The 17428-nt window shown below is 75.2% G+C and carries 16 protein-coding genes; 3 read left to right on the top strand and 13 right to left on the bottom strand.

Annotated elements, in window-relative coordinates; genetic code table 11:
* Positions 1-217: 217 nt before the first annotated feature.
* From AB0B83_RS18825 to AB0B83_RS18805, 5 genes are all read right to left on the bottom strand, one after another.
* Complete coding sequence (locus AB0B83_RS18825; protein WP_357579271.1) at positions 218-1030, bottom strand: SigB/SigF/SigG family RNA polymerase sigma factor; 813 nt, start codon at positions 1028-1030, stop codon at positions 218-220.
* Positions 1031-1210: 180 nt separating this feature from the next.
* The gene (locus AB0B83_RS18820) at positions 1211-1678 is read right to left on the bottom strand and encodes a MaoC family dehydratase (protein ID WP_151456678.1); all 468 of its coding nucleotides are present in this window, start codon (positions 1676-1678) and stop codon (positions 1211-1213) included.
* On the bottom strand, positions 1675-2847 hold the full coding sequence (locus AB0B83_RS18815) for an acyl-CoA dehydrogenase family protein (protein ID WP_357579270.1): 1173 nt from the start codon (positions 2845-2847) through the stop codon (positions 1675-1677). The genes AB0B83_RS18820 and AB0B83_RS18815 overlap by 4 nt, the downstream gene beginning before the upstream one ends.
* 34 nt (positions 2848-2881) lie before the next feature.
* Entirely contained in the window at positions 2882-3640 is a 759-nt protein-coding gene (fabG, locus tag AB0B83_RS18810) for a 3-oxoacyl-ACP reductase FabG (RefSeq protein ID WP_357579269.1), read from the bottom strand.
* Between the two features lie 14 nt (positions 3641-3654).
* Complete coding sequence (locus AB0B83_RS18805) at positions 3655-4803, bottom strand: acyl-CoA dehydrogenase family protein (protein WP_357579268.1); 1149 nt, start codon at positions 4801-4803, stop codon at positions 3655-3657.
* Between the two features lie 89 nt (positions 4804-4892).
* Here AB0B83_RS18805 and AB0B83_RS18800 point away from each other — a divergent pair, with 89 nt between their 5' ends.
* The 3 genes from AB0B83_RS18800 to AB0B83_RS18790 are packed head-to-tail and all read left to right on the top strand — an operon-like array spanning position 4893 to position 8101.
* Positions 4893-5558, top strand: coding sequence for a TetR/AcrR family transcriptional regulator C-terminal domain-containing protein (locus AB0B83_RS18800; RefSeq protein WP_357579267.1), 666 nt, complete (start codon positions 4893-4895; stop codon positions 5556-5558).
* Positions 5559-5606: 48 nt separating this feature from the next.
* Positions 5607-7025 carry an aldehyde dehydrogenase family protein gene (locus AB0B83_RS18795; RefSeq protein WP_357579266.1) on the top strand — a complete coding sequence of 473 codons (1419 nt, stop codon included), beginning with the start codon at positions 5607-5609 and terminating at the stop codon, positions 7023-7025.
* Positions 7022-8101: a Zn-dependent alcohol dehydrogenase gene (locus AB0B83_RS18790; RefSeq protein ID WP_357579265.1), complete on the top strand. Its 1080-nt coding sequence runs from the start codon at positions 7022-7024 to the stop codon at positions 8099-8101. Before AB0B83_RS18795 ends, AB0B83_RS18790 begins: the two co-directional genes overlap by 4 nt.
* Before the next feature lie 171 nt (positions 8102-8272).
* Here AB0B83_RS18790 and AB0B83_RS18785 read toward each other — a convergent pair whose 3' ends face one another.
* The 8 genes from AB0B83_RS18785 to AB0B83_RS18750 form a co-directional block, all read right to left on the bottom strand.
* On the bottom strand, positions 8273-11062 hold the full coding sequence (locus tag AB0B83_RS18785; protein WP_357579264.1) for a LuxR C-terminal-related transcriptional regulator: 2790 nt from the start codon (positions 11060-11062) through the stop codon (positions 8273-8275).
* A gap of 97 nt (positions 11063-11159) precedes the next feature.
* Positions 11160-11771, bottom strand: a complete 612-nt coding sequence (locus AB0B83_RS18780) for a TetR/AcrR family transcriptional regulator (protein WP_357579288.1) — start codon at positions 11769-11771, stop codon at positions 11160-11162.
* A 103-nt stretch (positions 11772-11874) separates the two neighbouring features.
* Positions 11875-12102: a hypothetical protein gene (locus AB0B83_RS18775; protein WP_357579263.1), complete on the bottom strand. Its 228-nt coding sequence runs from the start codon at positions 12100-12102 to the stop codon at positions 11875-11877.
* A gap of 213 nt (positions 12103-12315) precedes the next feature.
* Positions 12316-13596 carry an ABC transporter substrate-binding protein gene (locus AB0B83_RS18770; protein WP_357579262.1) on the bottom strand — a complete coding sequence of 427 codons (1281 nt, stop codon included), beginning with the start codon at positions 13594-13596 and terminating at the stop codon, positions 12316-12318.
* 154 nt (positions 13597-13750) lie between these two features.
* Positions 13751-14779 carry a branched-chain amino acid ABC transporter permease gene (locus AB0B83_RS18765; protein ID WP_357579287.1) on the bottom strand — a complete coding sequence of 343 codons (1029 nt, stop codon included), beginning with the start codon at positions 14777-14779 and terminating at the stop codon, positions 13751-13753.
* 83 nt (positions 14780-14862) lie between these two features.
* Complete coding sequence (locus tag AB0B83_RS18760; RefSeq protein ID WP_357579261.1) at positions 14863-15741, bottom strand: branched-chain amino acid ABC transporter permease; 879 nt, start codon at positions 15739-15741, stop codon at positions 14863-14865.
* A gap of 28 nt (positions 15742-15769) precedes the next feature.
* A complete protein-coding gene (locus tag AB0B83_RS18755; protein WP_357579260.1) occupies positions 15770-16492 on the bottom strand; it encodes an ABC transporter ATP-binding protein in 723 nt (240 codons plus the stop codon).
* Positions 16489-17274, bottom strand: coding sequence for an ATP-binding cassette domain-containing protein (locus AB0B83_RS18750; RefSeq protein ID WP_357579259.1), 786 nt, complete (start codon positions 17272-17274; stop codon positions 16489-16491). The genes AB0B83_RS18755 and AB0B83_RS18750 overlap by 4 nt, the downstream gene beginning before the upstream one ends.
* Positions 17275-17428 lie beyond the last annotated feature (154 nt).

Here is a 17428-nt window from a genome sequence, read left to right as displayed (position 1 = left end):
CATCCCCGGCGACCACAGGGCACGACGCCGACACCGCACGGATGCGGTGGGTGCGGCGCCCAACACGGCAACCTGGAAGACAGGGCCACGATGCGGGGCCGGCCACCCGCACCGGAAACGGACTCGTCCGCCCCGCCGGGCACGGCGGGGCGGACGAGGACGGTACGTCGAGGCGGGTAACCGGACGGCTACGTGGCCGCACGCCGCGAGGGTGTCGTCAGCGGCTGCCCTCGAGCTGGCCGCGCAGCTTGCCCAGCGCGCGGGCGAGCAGGCGGGAGACGTGCATCTGGGAGACGCCGACCTGCGTGGCGATCTCGCTCTGGGTGAGGTTGCCGTAGAAGCGGAGGGTGAGGATCTTCTGCTCCCGCTCGTCGAGGGTGGCGAGCGCCGGGCCGAGGGCGACCCGCAGCTCGGCCAGCTCGAACTCGTTGTCCTCGGCGCCGAGGGTGTCGCCCAGCTCGGTGGCGCTGTCGCCGTCGCCGATGGGGGTGGACAGGGAGACCGCGTTGTAGGCGCGGGCGCCTTCGAGCCCCTCCAGGACCTCTTCCTCGGTGACGCCGAGGTGGACGGCGATGTCGGCGACCGTCGGCGCGCGGTTGAGCGTCTGGGTGAGGGTGCCGTTGGCCTCGGAGATGCGCAGCCGCAGCTCCTGCAGGCGGCGCGGCACGCGGATGTTCCAGGTGCGGTCGCGGAAGTGACGCTTGATCTCACCGAGGATCGTCGGGATGGCGAAGCCGGCGAAGTCCACGCCCCGGGAGGCGTCGAAGCGGTCCACGGCCTTGATCAGCCCGAGGGCGGCGGTCTGGGCCAGGTCACCGTTGGGCTCGCCGCGCCCGCTGTAGCGGAAGGCGAGGTGGTGGGCCAGCGGCAGCCACGCCTCGATCACCCGCGCCCGCAGCGCCGGCCGGTCGGGGTGCCCCTCCGGCAGGGCGGCGAGGGCGGCGGTCAGCTCACTCGCGCGGGTCTCGTCACCGGGGGCCGTGGTGGTGGCGTCGGTGGTGGTGGTCGGCGCGGTCGTCGTGGTGATCATGCTGCCCTTCCTGTCCTACAGATGCCGCGACGCCGGGAACCGGCGACCGCAGTGCCACCACACTAGACCAACGGCCGTCGCCATATCAACCGAACGGCCGATGGATAAAAGCGACACAAACTCCCGAACAAGGCGCTAACCATGTGGTCCCCGCCACGCGCGGCTGGTGCCGCCCGTGGTTCAGGAGGCCGCCGGCCCCACGTGGAGCCGGCTCACCGTCTCGGCGACGCAGACCGGCTTGCCGCCGGCGTCGCACTCCACGGTCGCGGCGGTGACCAGCTGCACCCCGCCGGCCACCGGCGACACCTCCGCGATGGTGGCGACGGCCCGGACCGCCGTGCCGACCCGCAACGGGGCGGGGAACCGCACCCGGTTCAGCCCGTAGTTGACCCCCATCCGCACGCCCCGCACCCGGTAGAGCCGCCCTACCAGCGCCGGCAGCAGCGACAGGGTCAGGAAGCCGTGCGCGATCGTGCCCCCGTACGGGCCGGCGGCGGCCCGCTCCGGGTCGAGGTGGATCCACTGGTGGTCGTCGGTGGCGTCGGCGAACAGGTCGACGCGCCCCTGCTCGATGCGCTGCCACGGCCCCGGGCCGAGGGTCTCCCCGACCGCGGCGGCCAGCTCGTCGACGGAGTCGAAGGTCCTCATGCCAGGTGCCCTCCCAGTCGGGTGTAGCCGCGCAGCAGGTCCCGGGCGATGATGAGCCGCTGCATCTCGTCGGTGCCCTCGAAGATCCGGTAGAGCCGGACCTGCCGGTACCACCGCTCGACGGGCAGCTCCCGGGTGTAGCCCATGCCGCCGTGGATCTGCAGCACCCGGTCGACCACCCGGTTGACCATGCCGGCGCCGTAGAGCTTCGCCATCGACGAGGCGTGCCGGGGGTCCATGCCCTGGTCCACCGTCCAGGCCGCCCGCAGGATGAGCCAGCGGGCCGCCTCCAGCTCGGTCTCGGAGTCGGCGATCATCCACTGGATCGCCTGGTTGTCGCCGATGGGCCGGCCGAACGTCTGCCGGGTGGTGGCGTGGTCGATCGCCATCCGCAGCGCCCGCTCGGCGATGCCGACCGCGTGCGAGGGGATGGTGTAGCGGCCCTTGCCGATCCACTCCATCGCGAGGGCGAAGCCCTGGCCGGGCTCGCCGAGGATGTTGCGCTCCGGCACCCGTACGTCGTCGAAGACCAGTGCGGCCGGCCCGCCCTCGCCCATGGTCTGGATGAACTCCGAGCGCCAGCCCATCGCCCGGTCCACCAGGAAGGCCGTGGCGCCGCCGTTGCGGGCGCCCTTCTCCCGGTCGGTGACCGCGATGACGATGGCGAAGTCGGCCTCGTTGCCGCCGGTGATGAAGGTCTTCTCGCCGTTGAGCACCCAGTCGCCGCCGTCGCGGCGGGCGCTGAGCCGGATGTTGGCCGCGTCGCTTCCGGCGCCCGGCTCGGTGATCGCGAAGCAGCTGCGCCGCTCCCCCTCGATCGTCGGGACCAGGAACTCCCGCTGCTGCTCCTCGTTGGCCCGGAACAGGATGTTGTCGGCCTCGCCGCCGAAGCGGAACGGCACGTACGAGCGGCCGATCTCGGTCCAGATCAGCGACTGGGTGACGGCCGGCAGGTCCATGCCGCCGTACGCCTCGGGGGTGGCCAGCCCCCAGAAGCCGAACGCCCGCGCCTTGAGCTGCAACTCGCGCAGCTCGTCGGGCTCCAGCCCGGGCCGGTGGGCGCGTTCGCGCCGCAGCAGCTCCGGCTCCAGCGGCATGACCTCCCTGGTGATGAAGTCGCGGGCCGTGTCGCGGATGGCCCGTTCGGTGTCCGAGAGCGCGAAGTCCATGTCCCCTCCGGGTCGGTGCGGTGCTACGCGCGGCTCAGCGCGCGCCGCCGTTGACGTACAGGGTCTGGCCGCTGACGTACGAGGCGTCGTCGCTGGCCAGGAAGGCGATCACCGAGGCGATCTCGGCGGGCTGGGCGACCCGGCGCAGCGGGGTGTGCTCGGCGACCGCCCGCTGGTGCTCCTCGGGGCTGCTGCCCACCCGCTCGGCGGTGGCCGCGGTCATCGCGGTCGCCACGTAGCCGGGGGCGACCGCGTTCACGGTCACGTTGAACGGGCCCAGCTCGACGGCCAGCGTGGCGGTCAGGCCCTGCACGCCGGCCTTGGCCGCCGCGTAGTTGACCTGACCCCGGTTGCCCAGCGCGGAGCGGCTGCTGAGGTTGACGATCCGGCCGTAGCGGGCCGCCACCATGTGCTGCTGCGCCGCCTGGCAGCAGAGGAACATGCTCGTCAGGTTGGTGGTCAGCACCGCCTCCCACTCGGGCAGCGCCATCCTGAACAGCAGGTTGTCGCGGGTGATCCCGGCGTTGTTGACGAGCACGTGCAGCCCCCCGTACGCCTGGACCACCTGGTCGGTCATGGCGGCGACCGCTCCGGCGTCGGTCACGTCGCAGCCGATGCCGACGGCCCGGCCACCGGCGGCGGCGATCTCGTCGGCGACGGCCCGGGCGCGCGCGGCGTCGAGGTCCACCACCGCGACGGCCGCGCCCTCGGCGGCGAGCCGGTGCGCGGTGGCCGCGCCGATGCCCTGCGCGGCGCCGGTGACGACGGCGACCCGGTCGGCGAATCTGGTCACGGTTCCTCCTGGCTCTAGAAGGCGTTGACGCCGGTGAGCGCGCGTCCGATGAGCAGCTGCTGGATCTGGCTGGTGCCCTCGTAGAGGGTGGCGACGCGGGCGTCGCGCAGGTACTTGCCGACGGGGTACTCGTCGATGTAGCCGTAGCCGCCGAAGACCTGCACCGCGTTGTTGGCCGCGCGCACGGCGGCCTCGCTGGCGAAGAGCTTGGCCATCGACGCCTCGGTGGCGAACGGCTCGCCCCGGTCGATCAGGTCGGCCACCCGCCACACCAGCAGGCGCGCGGCGTCGGTGTCGACGGCGATGGCCGCGAGCAGTTGCTGCACGAGCTGGTGGCCGGCGATGGACTTGCCGAACTGGGTGCGCTGCCCGGCGTAGCCGACGGCCGCGTCCAGGCAGCCCTGGGCGATGCCGACGCAGCCGGCGGCCACGGACATCCGGCCCTTGGCCAGGGTGGCGAGGGCGAGCCGGAAGCCGGCGCCCTCCTCGCCGAGGAGCGCGGATGCCGGCACCCGTACGCCGTCGAAGCGCAGCTCCCCGGTGGCCTGCCCGCGCAGGCCCAGCTTGCCGTGGATCTCCCGCCGGGTCAGGCCCGGCGCGTCGGTGGGCACCAGGAACGCGCTGATGCCCCGGTGTCCCGGGCCGCCGGTGCGGGCGAAGACCAGCGCGACGTCGGCCGTGGTGCCGTTGGTGATGAACATCTTCGCGCCGGTGATCAGCCAGTCGGCGCCGTCGCGGACCGCCCGGGTGGTCAGCGCGGCCGCGTCGGAGCCGCTGTCCGGCTCGGTCAGCGCGAAGCAGCCGAGCGCCGCGCCGGAGCAGAGCCGGGGCAACCACTGCTCCCGCTGCCCGGCCGAGCCGTGCGCGGCGATCGACTTGGCGACCAGGCCGAGGGAGACCGAGACGATGCCGCGCACGGCGGAGTCGCCCCGGCCCAGCTCCTCCAGCACGAGGCAGTAGGAGAGGTGGTCGCCGCCCGAACCGCCGTCGTCCTCGCCGATGGTGAGCCCCAGGAAGCCGAGGTCGCCGAGCTTGCCGACGATGTCGGGGTCGACGGACTCGCGGCGGTCCCAGGTGGCCGCGTGCGGCACCACCTCACGGTCGACGAAGTCCGCGGCGAGCCGACGGACCGCCGCCTGCTCGGCGGAGAGTTCCAGATCCATGAGGCTTAAACTAGCGGTGCAAGTTTAATTCCGTCCAGACCCGGTTGTGGCAGAGTTTGCGGCGCAGGACCCGAGCGAAGGAGGACCGGATGCCCCGGCCGCGGCAGGCGCTGCTCAGCCGGCAGCGGATCGTCGAGACCGCCGCCGCGCTGATCGACGCCGAAGGGCTGGAGGGCTTCTCCACCCGCCGGCTCGCCGCCGAGCTCGGGGTACGCGGGCCGTCGCTCTACAACCACTTCGCCACCAAGGACGAGATCCTCGACGCGGTCGCCGACAGCGTCACCGGCCAGGTGGACGTGTCGTTCTTCGGCAGCGTCGACTGGCGCGAGGCGCTGCGCCGGTGGGGGCACTCCTACCGGGCGGCGCTGGCCGCGCACCCGAACATCGTGCCGTACCTGGCCCGGGGGCCGGGGCGCCGGCCGGCAGCGCTGGCCATGGCCGACGCCGTCTACGGCGGGCTGGTCGCCGCCGGGTGGCCGCCGGCCCGGGCGACCCACGTCGGCGCGCTCATGCGCTACTTCGTGGCCGGCTCGGCGCTGGGCTCGTTCGCCCGGGGCTTCGTCGAGGACCCCGGGCTGTACGCGGAGCAGTACCCGCACCTGACCCAGGCCCACCGGCTGGCCGAGCACCAGCAGCGGGTGGACGAGGGCGCCTTCGCGCTGGGCCTCGACGCGCTGATCCACGGGCTGTCGCGCACCTACGAGGAGCACATCGGGCCACTGCCGCCCCTCCCGCCGGCCGACGAGGCGTACTAGAGTCAAAACTTGCGCTGCTAGTTTCGGCCGACGTAGGTGAGGGGCGCGATGGATCTCGCACGTACCGACTTCTACCTCGACGGGCGGTGGTCCGCCGCCGACTCCCGGGACACCGTCGCGGTGCGCAACCCGGCGACCGAGGACGTCATCGCGACCGTGCCGGCGGGCACCGCGGCCGACGTCGACCGCGCCGTCGCGGCGGCCCGGGCCGCGTTCCCCGGCTGGGCCGACGCCGCACCCGCCGAGCGGGCCGCCCGCCTGGACCGGCTGCACGCCGCGCTCTCCGCCCGGGCCGACGAGATCGCCCGCACCGTCGCCCTGGAACTCGGCACCCCGCTGAAGGTGGCCACCCGGGTCCAGACCGGCCTGCCGCTGACGGTCCTGCACAGCTACGTCGAGCTGGCCGCCCGTCCCCCGGCCGACGAGACGATCGGCAACTCGCTGGTGGTCCGGGAGCCGGTCGGCGTGGTCGGGGCGATCACCCCGTGGAACTACCCGCTGCACCAGGTCGTCGCGAAACTGGCCCCCGCCCTGGCCGCCGGCTGCACCCTGGTGCTCAAGCCGAGCGAGCTGACCCCGCTGACGGCGTACCTGCTCTTCGACGCCATCCACTCGGCCGGCTTCCCGCCCGGCGTGGTCAACCTGGTCACCGGCACCGGCCCGGTCGTCGGCGAGGCCATCGCCGCGCACCCGGACGTCGACATGGTCTCCTTCACCGGTTCGACGGCCACCGGCCGGCGGATCTCCCACCTCGCCGCCGACCGGATCGCCCGGGTCGCCCTGGAACTCGGCGGCAAGTCGGCAAACATCGTCCTCGACGACGCCGACCTGGCCACGGCCGTCAAGGTCGGGGTCGGCAACGCCTTCCTCAACTCCGGCCAGACCTGCGCCGCCTGGACCCGCCTGCTCGTGCACCGCGACCGCTACGACGAGGCCCTCGACCTGGCCGCCAAGGCTGCGGCGGGCTACCGGCTCGGCGACCCGTTCGACCTGGCCACCCGGCTCGGCCCGCTGGTCTCCGCGGCGCAGCGGGAACGGGTCCGCGAGCACGTCGCCCGGGGGCTGGCCGACGGGGGCCGACTCGTCGCCGGCGGGCCGGACGCCCCGCTGCCCGAGCGGGGCTACTTCGTCGCCCCGACGGTGATCGCCGACGTCGACCCCGACAGCGCCCTGGCCCAGGAGGAGGTCTTCGGCCCGGTGCTCGCGGTCATCGGGTTCGACGACGAGGACGAGGCCGTGCGCATCGCCAACAACTCCCGCTACGGGCTGGCCGGCGCGGTCTGGTCCGCAGACGAGGAGCGGGCGCTGCGGGTGGCCCGTCGACTGCGTACCGGCGCCGTCGACGTCAACGGCGCCCCGTTCAACCCGCTCGCCCCGTTCGGCGGCTACAAGCAGTCCGGCCTCGGCCGGGAGCTGGGCCGGCACGGGCTCGAGGAATTCCTCCAGGTCAAGGCCATCCAGCGATGAGGGCGCTGGTCGTACGGGCCGTCGACGCCCCGCTGCGGGTGGAGGAGATCGAGCTGCCCGCCCCCGGCCCGGACGAGGTACGCGTGAGCGTCCGCGCCGCTGGCGTCTGCCACTCCGACCTGTCCATGGTCGACGGGACGCTGGCGCCGCCGTACCCGCTGGTGCTGGGGCACGAGGCGGCCGGGGTGGTGCTCGCCGTCGGCGACGCCGTCACGCGGGTCGCGCCCGGCGCGCACGTGGTGCTGAACTGGGCCCCGCCGTGCCGCAGCTGCTGGTACTGCGGGCGGGACGAGCCGTGGCTGTGCGAGCGCACCGGGTCGCCCTCGGCCCCCCGGGGGCGCACGCCGGTCGGCGAAGCGCTGCACGTCACGCTCGGCCTCGGCGCCCTCGCCGAGGAGGTGGTGGTGCCGCAGGCCGCCGTCATCCCGGTGCCCGCGGAGCTGCCCTTCGAGGCGGCGGCGCTGCTCGGCTGCGCCGTGCTCACCGGCGTCGGCGCGGTACGCCGCACGGCGAAGGTGGCCCCCGGCGAGTCGGTGGCCGTGATCGGCCTCGGCGGGGTGGGGCTGTCGGTGGTCGCCGCCGCGCGGGCCGCCGGAGCCGGTCAGGTGCTCGCCGTCGACGTCTCCCCCGCCAAGGCGGAGCTGGCCGTCGCAGCCGGCGCCACCGACTTCCTGCTGGCCGACGACTCGCTCAACCGGGCGGTCCGCGAGCGCACCGGCGGCCGGGGCGTCGACCACGCGGTGGAGTGCGTCGGGCGGTCGGCCACTATCCGCACCGCCTGGCGCGCCACCCGCCGGGGCGGTCAGGTGACAGTCGTCGGCATGGGCGCCAAGGACGACATCGTCGGGCTGGGCGCGCTGGACATCTTCCACTCGGCCCGGACGCTGCGCTCCTCGGTCTACGGCTCCTCCGACCCGGACCGGGACGTGCCCGAGCTCGCCCGGGCCGTGCTCGACGGCACCCTCGACCTCGGCTACCTGATCACCGACCGGACCACCCTCGACGGCGCCCCGGAGGCCTTCGCCCGCATGTCCCGCGGCGAGGGCGCCCGCACCGTGATCCTCCCCACCCCCTGACACTCCCACCCCTTCCCCGGGCCCCGCCGCGTCGCGCCCCACCCCCGCTGTGTCGATCATGGGCTTGTGGTGGGCGGTCGATGCCGCTTCGCGGCTTTCGCGGGGCACCACAGCTGCATGATCGACGCCGGTGAGGGCCGGTGAGGGCCGGAGGGACGGGGGCGGGGCTGGTCAGGAGAGGGCGCGGGCCAGTTGCGTGCGGGAGCGGATGTTGAGGCGGTGGAAGATGTTGCGGAGGTGATGGTCGACCGTACGGGTGGAGAGGAACATCCGGGCGGCGATCTCCCGGTTGGTGGCGCCCTCGGCGACCAGCCGCGCGATCCGGAGCTGCTGGCCCGTCAGCAGTCGCGCCGCCGACTCCTCCGGCGGCCCTACCGACTCCCCGGCCGCCCGCAGCTCCGTGGTGGCCTGTTCCGCCCAGGTGGCCGCCCCGAGCAGGGTGAACGCCTCCCGGGCGGCGTGCAGGTGTTCGCGCGCCGCGCGGGGTCGACGGCTGCGGCGCAGTTCCCGGCCCAGGAGAAGCTCGGTGCGGGCCCGCTCGAACGCGCCGGCGTCCGTCGGGTGCAGCCGCAGGGCGGTGCGAAGCTCCCGCTCCGCCTCGGCGCTGCCCCGGGGCGCGAGCAGCCCGTGGCAGCGCGCGGAGAGGGCCCGGCGCGACGGGCTCGCCGTACTGCTGGCCCACCTGTCGAAGACGGCGAGGGCGGCGTTTGCCGCCGGCCGGTCCGCGACGGCGGCGGCTGCCTCCGCCAGGTACGGCGTGGCCATCACCAGGACCAGCACCTGCCCCCGGCCCGTGCCCGGGCAGGCCAGCGCGGCCAGTCGCGCGGCGGCGGCGGCCGGCCGGTTGTCGACCAGGTCGAGCACCGCCAGGGCCCACTGCGCGAGGGCGCGGGGCCGGCTGTGCGCGCCCGGGTCCTCGCCGATCTCCCGGATCCGGCGCAGGGCGGTGTCGCGGTCGGCCCGCACGGCGGCCAGCACCGCCAGCATGCCCAGGTGTACGCCGGCCCAGTTCTCCTGGCCGACGTCCCGGGCGATCCGCAGCCCCTCCCGGGAGGTGTCCGTCGCGGCGTCGTGCCGGCCCAGCCAGTACTCGGCGGCTGCCCGCAGCTCCAGGGCGCGCGGCAGGGCGGACAGTTCGCCCCGCTCGCGGGCCAGCTCGACGGCGCGCTCGGCGAGCCGGTGCGCCGCGCCGTCCACGGCCACCAGCAGCCCGGCCGCCGCCGCGCAGGTCAGCGCCGCGGGGGTCGACGCCGGCCCGGTCAGCTGCCCGCCGAGGACGACGGCCCGGCGCAGGGCGGGCCCGGCCTGCTCGTGGTGGCCGCGCAGGGTCGCCGCAGTCCCGGCGACGTAGGCGCTCAGCAGCTCGGTGGCGGGCGGGTCGTCGGGGCGGCGCAACAGCTCCGCCCGCCGGGCCACGTCGGCGTAGCGGTACTGGTCGCCGGTGAAGCAGGCGGCCTCGCCCGCTCGCACCAGCGCGCCGAGGGCCAGCGCGCGATCGGCTGCGCCACCCGTGCCGGTGGCCGCGCGGTCCGCTGCGCCACCCGTGCCGGTGGCCGCGCGGTCGGCGGCGGCCAGGGTGCCGGCGGCGGACAGCAGCGTGGTGAACGCGGACCGGGGCCGGCCGGTACGCAGTTCCAGCTCCCCGCGCAGCAGGTCGGCCCGGCCCGCCACGGCGGCTTCCGCGCCCGGCGGCAGCTCGCCCAGCAGCAGTCGGGCCCGGTGCGCCCGGCCGGCGGACCAGGCGTACCGGGCGGCGGCCACCAGCCGGGCGGCGGCGCGCGCCGGATCGTCGGTGAGTTCGGCGGCCCGTTGCAGCGCGGCCGAGGCCGCCATGCCCGCGCCCTCGCACTCGGTCACGGCCTGCTCCAGCTCGGCGGCCAGGGCCGGGTCGGGGCCCTGGGCGGCGGCGGCGAGGTGTCCCGCCCGGCGCAGCCGGTGCCCGGCCCCGTCGAGCACGCCGGCGAGCAGCAGGTGCGCGGCGCGCCGCTCGGCCAGCGGCGCGGCGGCCCGGACCACGGTCCGGACGAGGGGCTGCGGGAACGTGAGCCGTCGCGGGTCGACGCGGACCAGGCCGGCGAGTTCGGCCGGCGCGAGCGCCTCGACCGCCGCGCCGGCGACCCGGGCGGCCCGGACCAGGGTGGCCGGCTCCCCGTCCTCGTCGAGCGCGGCGAGCAGCAGGACCCGGCGGGTGACGGCCGGCAACCGGTCCAGGCGGGCCCGGTAGGCGCGGCCCAGCCCGCCGTCGGGCGGGGGCGTCTCGGGCACCGGCTCCTCCCCGCGGCACTGGCCAGGGGTGAGCACCTCGGCCAGGTCGACGAGGGCCTGCGGGTTGCCCCCGGCCGCGGCGGCGAGCGCGGCGGCCACGGGCGGCGCGGGTGGCCGGCCGGCCAGCCGGTCGGCGAGCAGCGCGGCGCTGTCCCGGTCGTCGAGCGGGCGGAGCCGGTGCCGGGCTATCCCGCCGAGGGGGACGTCCGCGGCCGTGGTGAGCAGGACGGCCACCGACGATCGGCGCAGGCGGCGGGCGACGAACGCCAGCACGTCGGCGGTGGGCTGGTCGCCCCGGTCCACGTCGTCCATCGTGCACAGCAGCGGGCGGTCCCGAGCGGCGGCGGCGAGCAGGCCGAGCACGGCCAGGGACAGCGCCAGGCGCCCGTGGGCGGGGCAGCCCGCGCCGGTCAGCGCCCGCAGCAGCACCCGCCGCTGCGGTCCGGGGAGCGCGCCGGCCCGGTCGAGCACCGGGTCCAGCAGCCGTTGCAACCCCGCGTACGGCAGGCCCGCCTCCTCGGGCAGCCCGGTGCCGGCCAGGACGGTGCAGCCTCCGGCGTGCCGGTGGGCGTAGTCGACGAGCGCGCTGCGGCCGGATCCGGGCTCGCCCTGGACCAGCAGCGCTCCCCCGCCGGCGGGCAGGTCACCCAGCAGGCGCCGGATCGCGGCGCACTCGTCGGCCCGGCCGCGCAACACGGTTAATTGCACTGAGGATGCAGTAACCATGCAATCGAGTGTCACCTATCGGTGGCCCGATGGAAAGACCGACGGCGCCGTCTTCCCACGTCGCGCGTCAGCGCGGGTCGACGTCGGCCAGCAGGGCGGCGACCGTCCGGGTCATCACCGCGCGGGCCTGGTCCACGCCCAGCCCCAGCCCGTCGCGCAGCATCGACCAGGCCGGCCACATGCTCGCGGCCACCAGGGCGTGCACCAGCTGGTCGCGGTCGGGACCGGCCTGTTCGAGCTCGGCGGCGAAGAGGTGCTCGACCTCGTCGCGGACGCGCGCGATGTGCTTGAGGCGGTTGCGGCGCAGCTGCCCGGAGACCGGCTCGCGCATCTGGGCGGCGCGCGCCGACGGGGCGATGAGCTGGAGCAGCCGGGCCCGCTGCCGGCAGTACGCGTCGACCCGTCGGGCCAGCGGCAGCGCTGGCGAGATCGGCCGGTGGGCGGCGTCCTGCTGCCGGAGCAGCTCCGCGCCGCTGGCCTCGAACAGCGTCTCCATGTCCTTGAAGTTGGTCCAGAGCGTCCGCAGCGAGATCCCGGCCCGCTCGGCGATGCGCTCGCCGGTCGGCCGCAGGTCGCCCTCGGAGATGAGCGCCAGGTGCGCCTCGACGATCGCCGCCCGGGTGCGTTCGGCCCGGGCGGTCCGGCCGTCGACCCGGACCGGCGCCTCGGCACCGCCCATCCGCGCCCGCCTCCTCATCGCCGCCACGTCCCCCGTACCGCCGCGCCGAGTCTAGCCGCGGGCCACACGGCGACCGCCCGGCCCCGGCCCGGGCCCGGCCCGGTCATCCGGCGGGCCGGTCGGCGAGGGCGGCCCCGCCGTCGGCGAGGAGGGTCCACCCGGCGATCCGGGCCGCGTCGTCGGAGGCGAGGAAGGCGACCGCCCCGGCCCGCGGCACCTTGAGGCTTCCCAGGGGGTACGCCCCGTCCCGGCCCTCCCGCCGCGCCACCGCGCAGCAGGTCCTTGCCACCGCCGCCAACCGGCCTGCGGGTCGCCCTGAATCTGCATCCACGATGCAGATACTATGAGGGCGGCTGAGACCCGTCAACGACGGCACGTCGGCGGACAGGGCACATCCCACCGACAGTCCTCCGGCGTAACAGCACTGTCGGTGCGGACAGTTCCGTATCCGGGAGAGGACGCGAAGCCTGAGCGTCCTCTCCCCCGAGACCAGGACCGGGCGCGGCGGGCCGGAAAGCCGACGCGCCACGCCCGGTGCGCCCGCTCAGGAGGCCGTGGGCACCCCGTTGGCCGGCGGCGCCACCGGCGCGACGGTGTGCTCGCGTACCGGCCCGTCGCCCTCGTCCGTCTCGTACGTCGGCCCGAAGTAGGACTGCGTCCCCCCGCTCACCCGGGTCAGCCGCTGCCCGCCGTAGCCGGAGTGGTCGGTGTCGGAGTAGCGCAGCGGGGCCAGGCCGGGCCCCTGGTAGCCGCCCTTGGCGACGGCCTCGGTCACCGCCTCGCGGGTGAGGTCCTTGCCGGCGGCGAGGAGCACCTGCACGAAGAGGTAGCCGACCGCCATGCCGTAGACGGTGTTGCCGTCGAACGGCGCGTCCCCGTTGTACTCCTTGTTGACCTTCGTGAAGAGCTGGATCCACGGGTCGGCGGCGTCGTTCTGCATCGGCAGGTAGTTGGCGCCGACCATGCCCTCCAACAGCCCGGCGTTGGCACCGAGCTGCTTGGCCAGCGTCGGGTGGTCGGCGCCGACGTTGGAGACGAGCCACTGCGGCCTGAAGTTCAGCCGGGCGGCGGTGCCGACGGCGAGGGCGGTGAAGCCGGGCACGGTGGCGAGGACGACCACCTGGCAGCCGGCCGCCTTGAACGCGCCGATCTGGGGTGCCACGTTGGTGTTGCTGGTGACGTACGTCTGCTTCGCCGCCACCGCGCCGGCGCCGAGCACCTTCTCCACGCCGACCAGGCTGTCCTGGCCGAAGTCGTCGTCCTGGCCGAGGAAGCAGACCTTGCGCCCCGGCAGGCTGGTCTTCACGTGCTGGGCCAGAATCTTGCCCTCCACCGTGTAGTCGGGGTTGAAGCCGAACGTGCCCGGATACCGGTCGGGCTGGTCCCAGCTGCGGCTGCCGGAGGCGACGAAGAGGTCGGGCACCCGGTTGCTCTTGAGGAAGTCGAGCACGCCGGTGTGCGTCGGCGTGCCGAGCCCGTTGAGGATGGCGAAGACCTTGTCCTGCAGGACGAGCTGGCGGACCACCTGCTGGGTGTTCGCCGGGTTGTAGCCGTCGTCCATGATCTTGTAGGTGATCTTCCGGCCGTGCACGCCCCCGTTGGCGTTGACGTGGTCGAAGTACGCCTTCGTGGCGGGCGCGATCTTGGAGTAGCCGGCGGACGCCGGACCGGTGAGCGGCATGTGCGTGCCGACCACGATCTCGGTGTCGGTGACGCCGGGGACCGCCCCCCGGCCGCCGCCGTCGTCCCCGGCGCAACTGGCGGAGGCGACGAGCAGGGTGATGGCGGTGGCGAGCGCGAGGCCGCGCCGTGCCGTTCGTGTCATGTCAGACACCGACCTTTCCTCGGTCCGGTTTGGTGGTGGGGTGCGGCGGTGGTGCCGTGCGGTGGTGGTGGGGTGCGGTGGCGATGGTGATCCGGTGTGGTGGTGGGGTGCGGGAGGTGTGGCACGGATGCGGGTGCCGGCCGGTCGGGACGGCTCAGGGCCGTCGTCGGCCCGGCCGGCGCGCGGAGAAGGCCCGGGCGAGCCGGGACAGCAGGCCCTGCACGCCGCCGGGAGCGGCGATCATGACGACGACCAGGGTGAGCCCGAAGATCGCCAGCGGAAGGTTGCCCTCGACCCGCTGCGCGACCGCCGGCGACAGGGTGAGTTGCTCGGTGACGGCGTGCGTCAGGTCGGGCAGGGCCACCAGCAGGACGGCGCCCCAGGCTGCGCCGGCGAGGCTGCCCAGCCCGCCGATGACGACCGCCATCAGCAGGAACAGCGACAGCGTCAGCGAGAAGGCCCCGGGCGAGACGCTCTGCGCGAGGACCGCGAGCAGGGCGCCGCCGAGCCCGGCGCCGGCCGCGCTGACCACGAAGGCGAGGACCTGGGTGCGGGCGACGTGGATGCCGGCGAGGCGGGCGGCGACCTCGTCGTCGCGGACCGCCCGGAAGGTGCGGCCGTACCGGCTGCGGACCAGGTTGGCCAGCAGCAGCAGGGCCAGCAGGGTGGCCGCCGCGGTCACCCAGAGCTGCCACCGCTCGTAGGGGAAGTAGACACCGAGGGCCGCCGGCGGGGGCTCGACCGGCACCGCCAGCCCCTGCTCGCCGTTGAACACGCCGTCGAAGGTGACGGTCAGCGCCGGCACCACGACCGCCACGGCCAGGGTGACGCCGGCCAGGTACGGGCCGCGCAGCCGGGCGGCGGCCACCCCGACCACGGCGCCCACCGCGAGGGCGGCCAGGACGGCCGCGCCCAGCGAGACCGGGAGCAGCCAGCCGCCGGTCATGCCGGCGTCGGCGAACGCGTTCTGGCACAGCGCCACGGTGTACGCGCCGGTCGCCATCAGCGCGCCGTGCCCCAGCGAGAGCTGACCGTTGAGCCCGGTGAGGACGGTCAGCCCGGCGGTGGCGCACAGGTAGGCGGCCACGGTGGCGAGCTGGAAGTTGCGGAACGGCTCCAGCCCGTAGCTGGCGGCCACCAGCAGCAGCGCGGCGACGACCGCGAGGCCGAGGTGGCGCAGCAGGGTCGAGCCGCGGCGGGGACCGGCGGGGCCGGTGCGGCCGACCCGGGCCTGCGTGTCCGGCGGGGTCACCGCCCGGGTGGCGCTCACACCCGCCTCGCCGCGACCGGGGCGAACAGCCCGGCGGGACGGACCAGCAGCACGGTCAGCAGCAGCACCAGCACCGCGAGCGGGGTGACGTCGCTGCCGGCGTAGCCGCTGACGTAGGAGAGCAGCAGCCCGACCGCGAGGCCGCCGACCACCGCCCCCGGTGGACTGTCCAGGCCGCCCACCACGGCGGCGGTGAACGCCGAGACGAAGACCAGGTCCATCGCGTGCGGGTGCAGGCCCAGCTCGGTGGGGATGACCAGCATGCCGGCAAGCGCGCCGACCCCGGAGGCCAGCGCCCAGCCGAGGGTGAGCATGCCGCCGACGTTCACCCCGAGCAGCCGCGACACCTCGGGCGCGAACGCCGCCGCGCGCATCCGCAGGCCCACCGCCGTGCGGGTGAAGGTCCAGGCGAGCCCCACGACCACCACCGCGACCGCCGCGAAGACGAACAGGTCGTACGGCGACAGGACGGCGACGCCGCCCACGGTCAGCGGGTTGCGGGAGAAGGGCGTGCCGGCGGGCAGGAACTCGCTGCCGTACACCATGCCGAGGACGGCCTGGATCAGCAGCACCAGCCCGAGCGCGACGATCACCGGGTTGAGCGGCGACGCGTGGTCGACGAAGCGCATGACGACCACGTCCACCGCCGCGCCGAGCAGCAGCCCGGCGGCCAGCGCGGCCAGGAACCCCAGCCAGTACGAGCCGGTCGCGGCGGAGACGCTGTAGGCGACGTACGCGGTGGCGACGGCCATCGCGCCCTGGGCGAAGTTGACGATCCGGGCCGCCCGCCAGATGAGCACCAGGGCCAGGGCGAACGCGGCGAGGACCGCGCCCCTGGACAGTCCGTCGAGGGTGAGGAAGACGAAGCGGTCCAACGGTCCTCCCTTGCGGGGACGAGGGGGGTCAGAAGCCGAGGTAGGCGTGCCGCAGGTCGGCGTCGTCGCGCAGCCGGGCGGCCGGGGCGGTGGTGACGACCCGGCCCAGGGACATCACCACGCCCTGGTCGGCGATCCAGAGCGCGCTGCGCACGTTCTGCTCGACCAGCAGCACGGTCAGCCCGGTGTCGTCGCGCAGCCGGCGCAGCAGGGCCATGGTCTGGGCGACCACCCGCGGCGCCAGGCCGAGCGACGGCTCGTCGAGCAGCAGCAGGCGGGGCCGGCCGACGAGGGCCCGGCCGAGGGCGAGCATCTGCCGCTCGCCGCCGGAGAGCTGGTGCCCGAGGTGTCGCCGCCGCCGGGCCAGCGGCGCGAAAAGCTGGTAGACCTCGTCGAGGGCGCGGGCGGCGTCGGCCCGGTCGCGCCGCCACAGCCCGCCGAGGCGCAGGTTCTCGTCGACCGTCAGCTCGCCGACCACCCCGCGGCCCTCCGGCACGTGGGCCATGCCGCGGCGCACGAGCTGCTCGACCGCGACGCCGCGCAGGTCCTCCCCGGCCAGCGCGACCCGGCCGGCCGCCGGGCGGAGCATGCCGGAGAGGGCGCGCAGCAGGGTGGTCTTGCCGGCGCCGTTGGCACCGACCACCGCCGCGATGGCGCCCCGCGCCACGGTGAGGTCGATCCCGTGCAGCACCGGCGCGCCGCCGTAGCCGGCCACCAGGCCGCGCACCTCGAGCAGCCCTTCGCCGGTCATGCCGCGGCCTCGTCGACCGCCGCGCCGAGGTAGGCGTCGGCGACGGCCGGGTCGTCGCGCACCTCGTCGGGGGTGCCGGCGGCGATCACCCGCCCGAAGTCGAGCACCACGATCTCGTCGCAGACGGACATCACCAGGTCCATGTGGTGCTCCACCAGCAGCACCGCGCAGGGGTCGGTGTCGCGTCGGGGCAGTCCCCGGATCAGCTCCGCCAGCTCGGCGATGTCGTCGGCGCCCAGGCCCCCGGCGGGTTCGTCGAGCAGCAGCAGCCGGGGCCGCGCGGCCAGCGCGCGGGCCAGGGCGACCCGCTGGCGTACGGCGAAGGGCAGCGTGCCCGGCGCGGCGTCGGCGTGCCCGGCGATGCCCAGGGTGTCGAGGACGTCGAGGGCGTGCCGGCGCAGCCGGCGCTCGTCGCGGTCGCTGCGGGGCAGGCCGAGCAGGGCGGCGAGGAAGCCGGCGCGGGCTGTGTGGGTGGCCCCGGTCATCACGTTCTCCACCACGCTGAGCCCGGCGAAGAGCCCGGTGCCCTGCAACGTGCGGGCGATGCCGAGCCGGGTCAGCCGGTGCGGGCGCGGGCGCAGCGGCCGGCCGTCGAGGGTCAGGGATCCCTCGTCCGGCGGGACGAAGCCGCAGACGACGTTGAACAGCGTGGTCTTGCCGGCCCCGTTGGGACCGATCACGCCGACCACCCGGCCGGGCGGCACCCGCAGCGAGACGTCGTCGAGGGCGGTGAGGCCGCCGAAGCGGACCCCGATGTGGTGCAGTGCGAGCCCTTGCTCCATCACCCGTCCCCCCGGCAGCCGCCAGTATTTACACTGGGAGTGTACGTTTCTGAGGTGGGCCGTCAATACCTTCGACGCTCGCGCCCACACCTGAACACATAGGGTGTGTGGGGGGAACGCGGGGAAGTGAAACATCTCAGTACCCGTAGGAAGA

Source organism: Micromonospora sp. NPDC049060 (assembly GCF_040649055.1).
Lineage (GTDB): Bacteria > Actinomycetota > Actinomycetes > Mycobacteriales > Micromonosporaceae > Micromonospora > Micromonospora reichwaldensis.
This window is presented reverse-complemented; position numbering and strand designations above follow the sequence as displayed.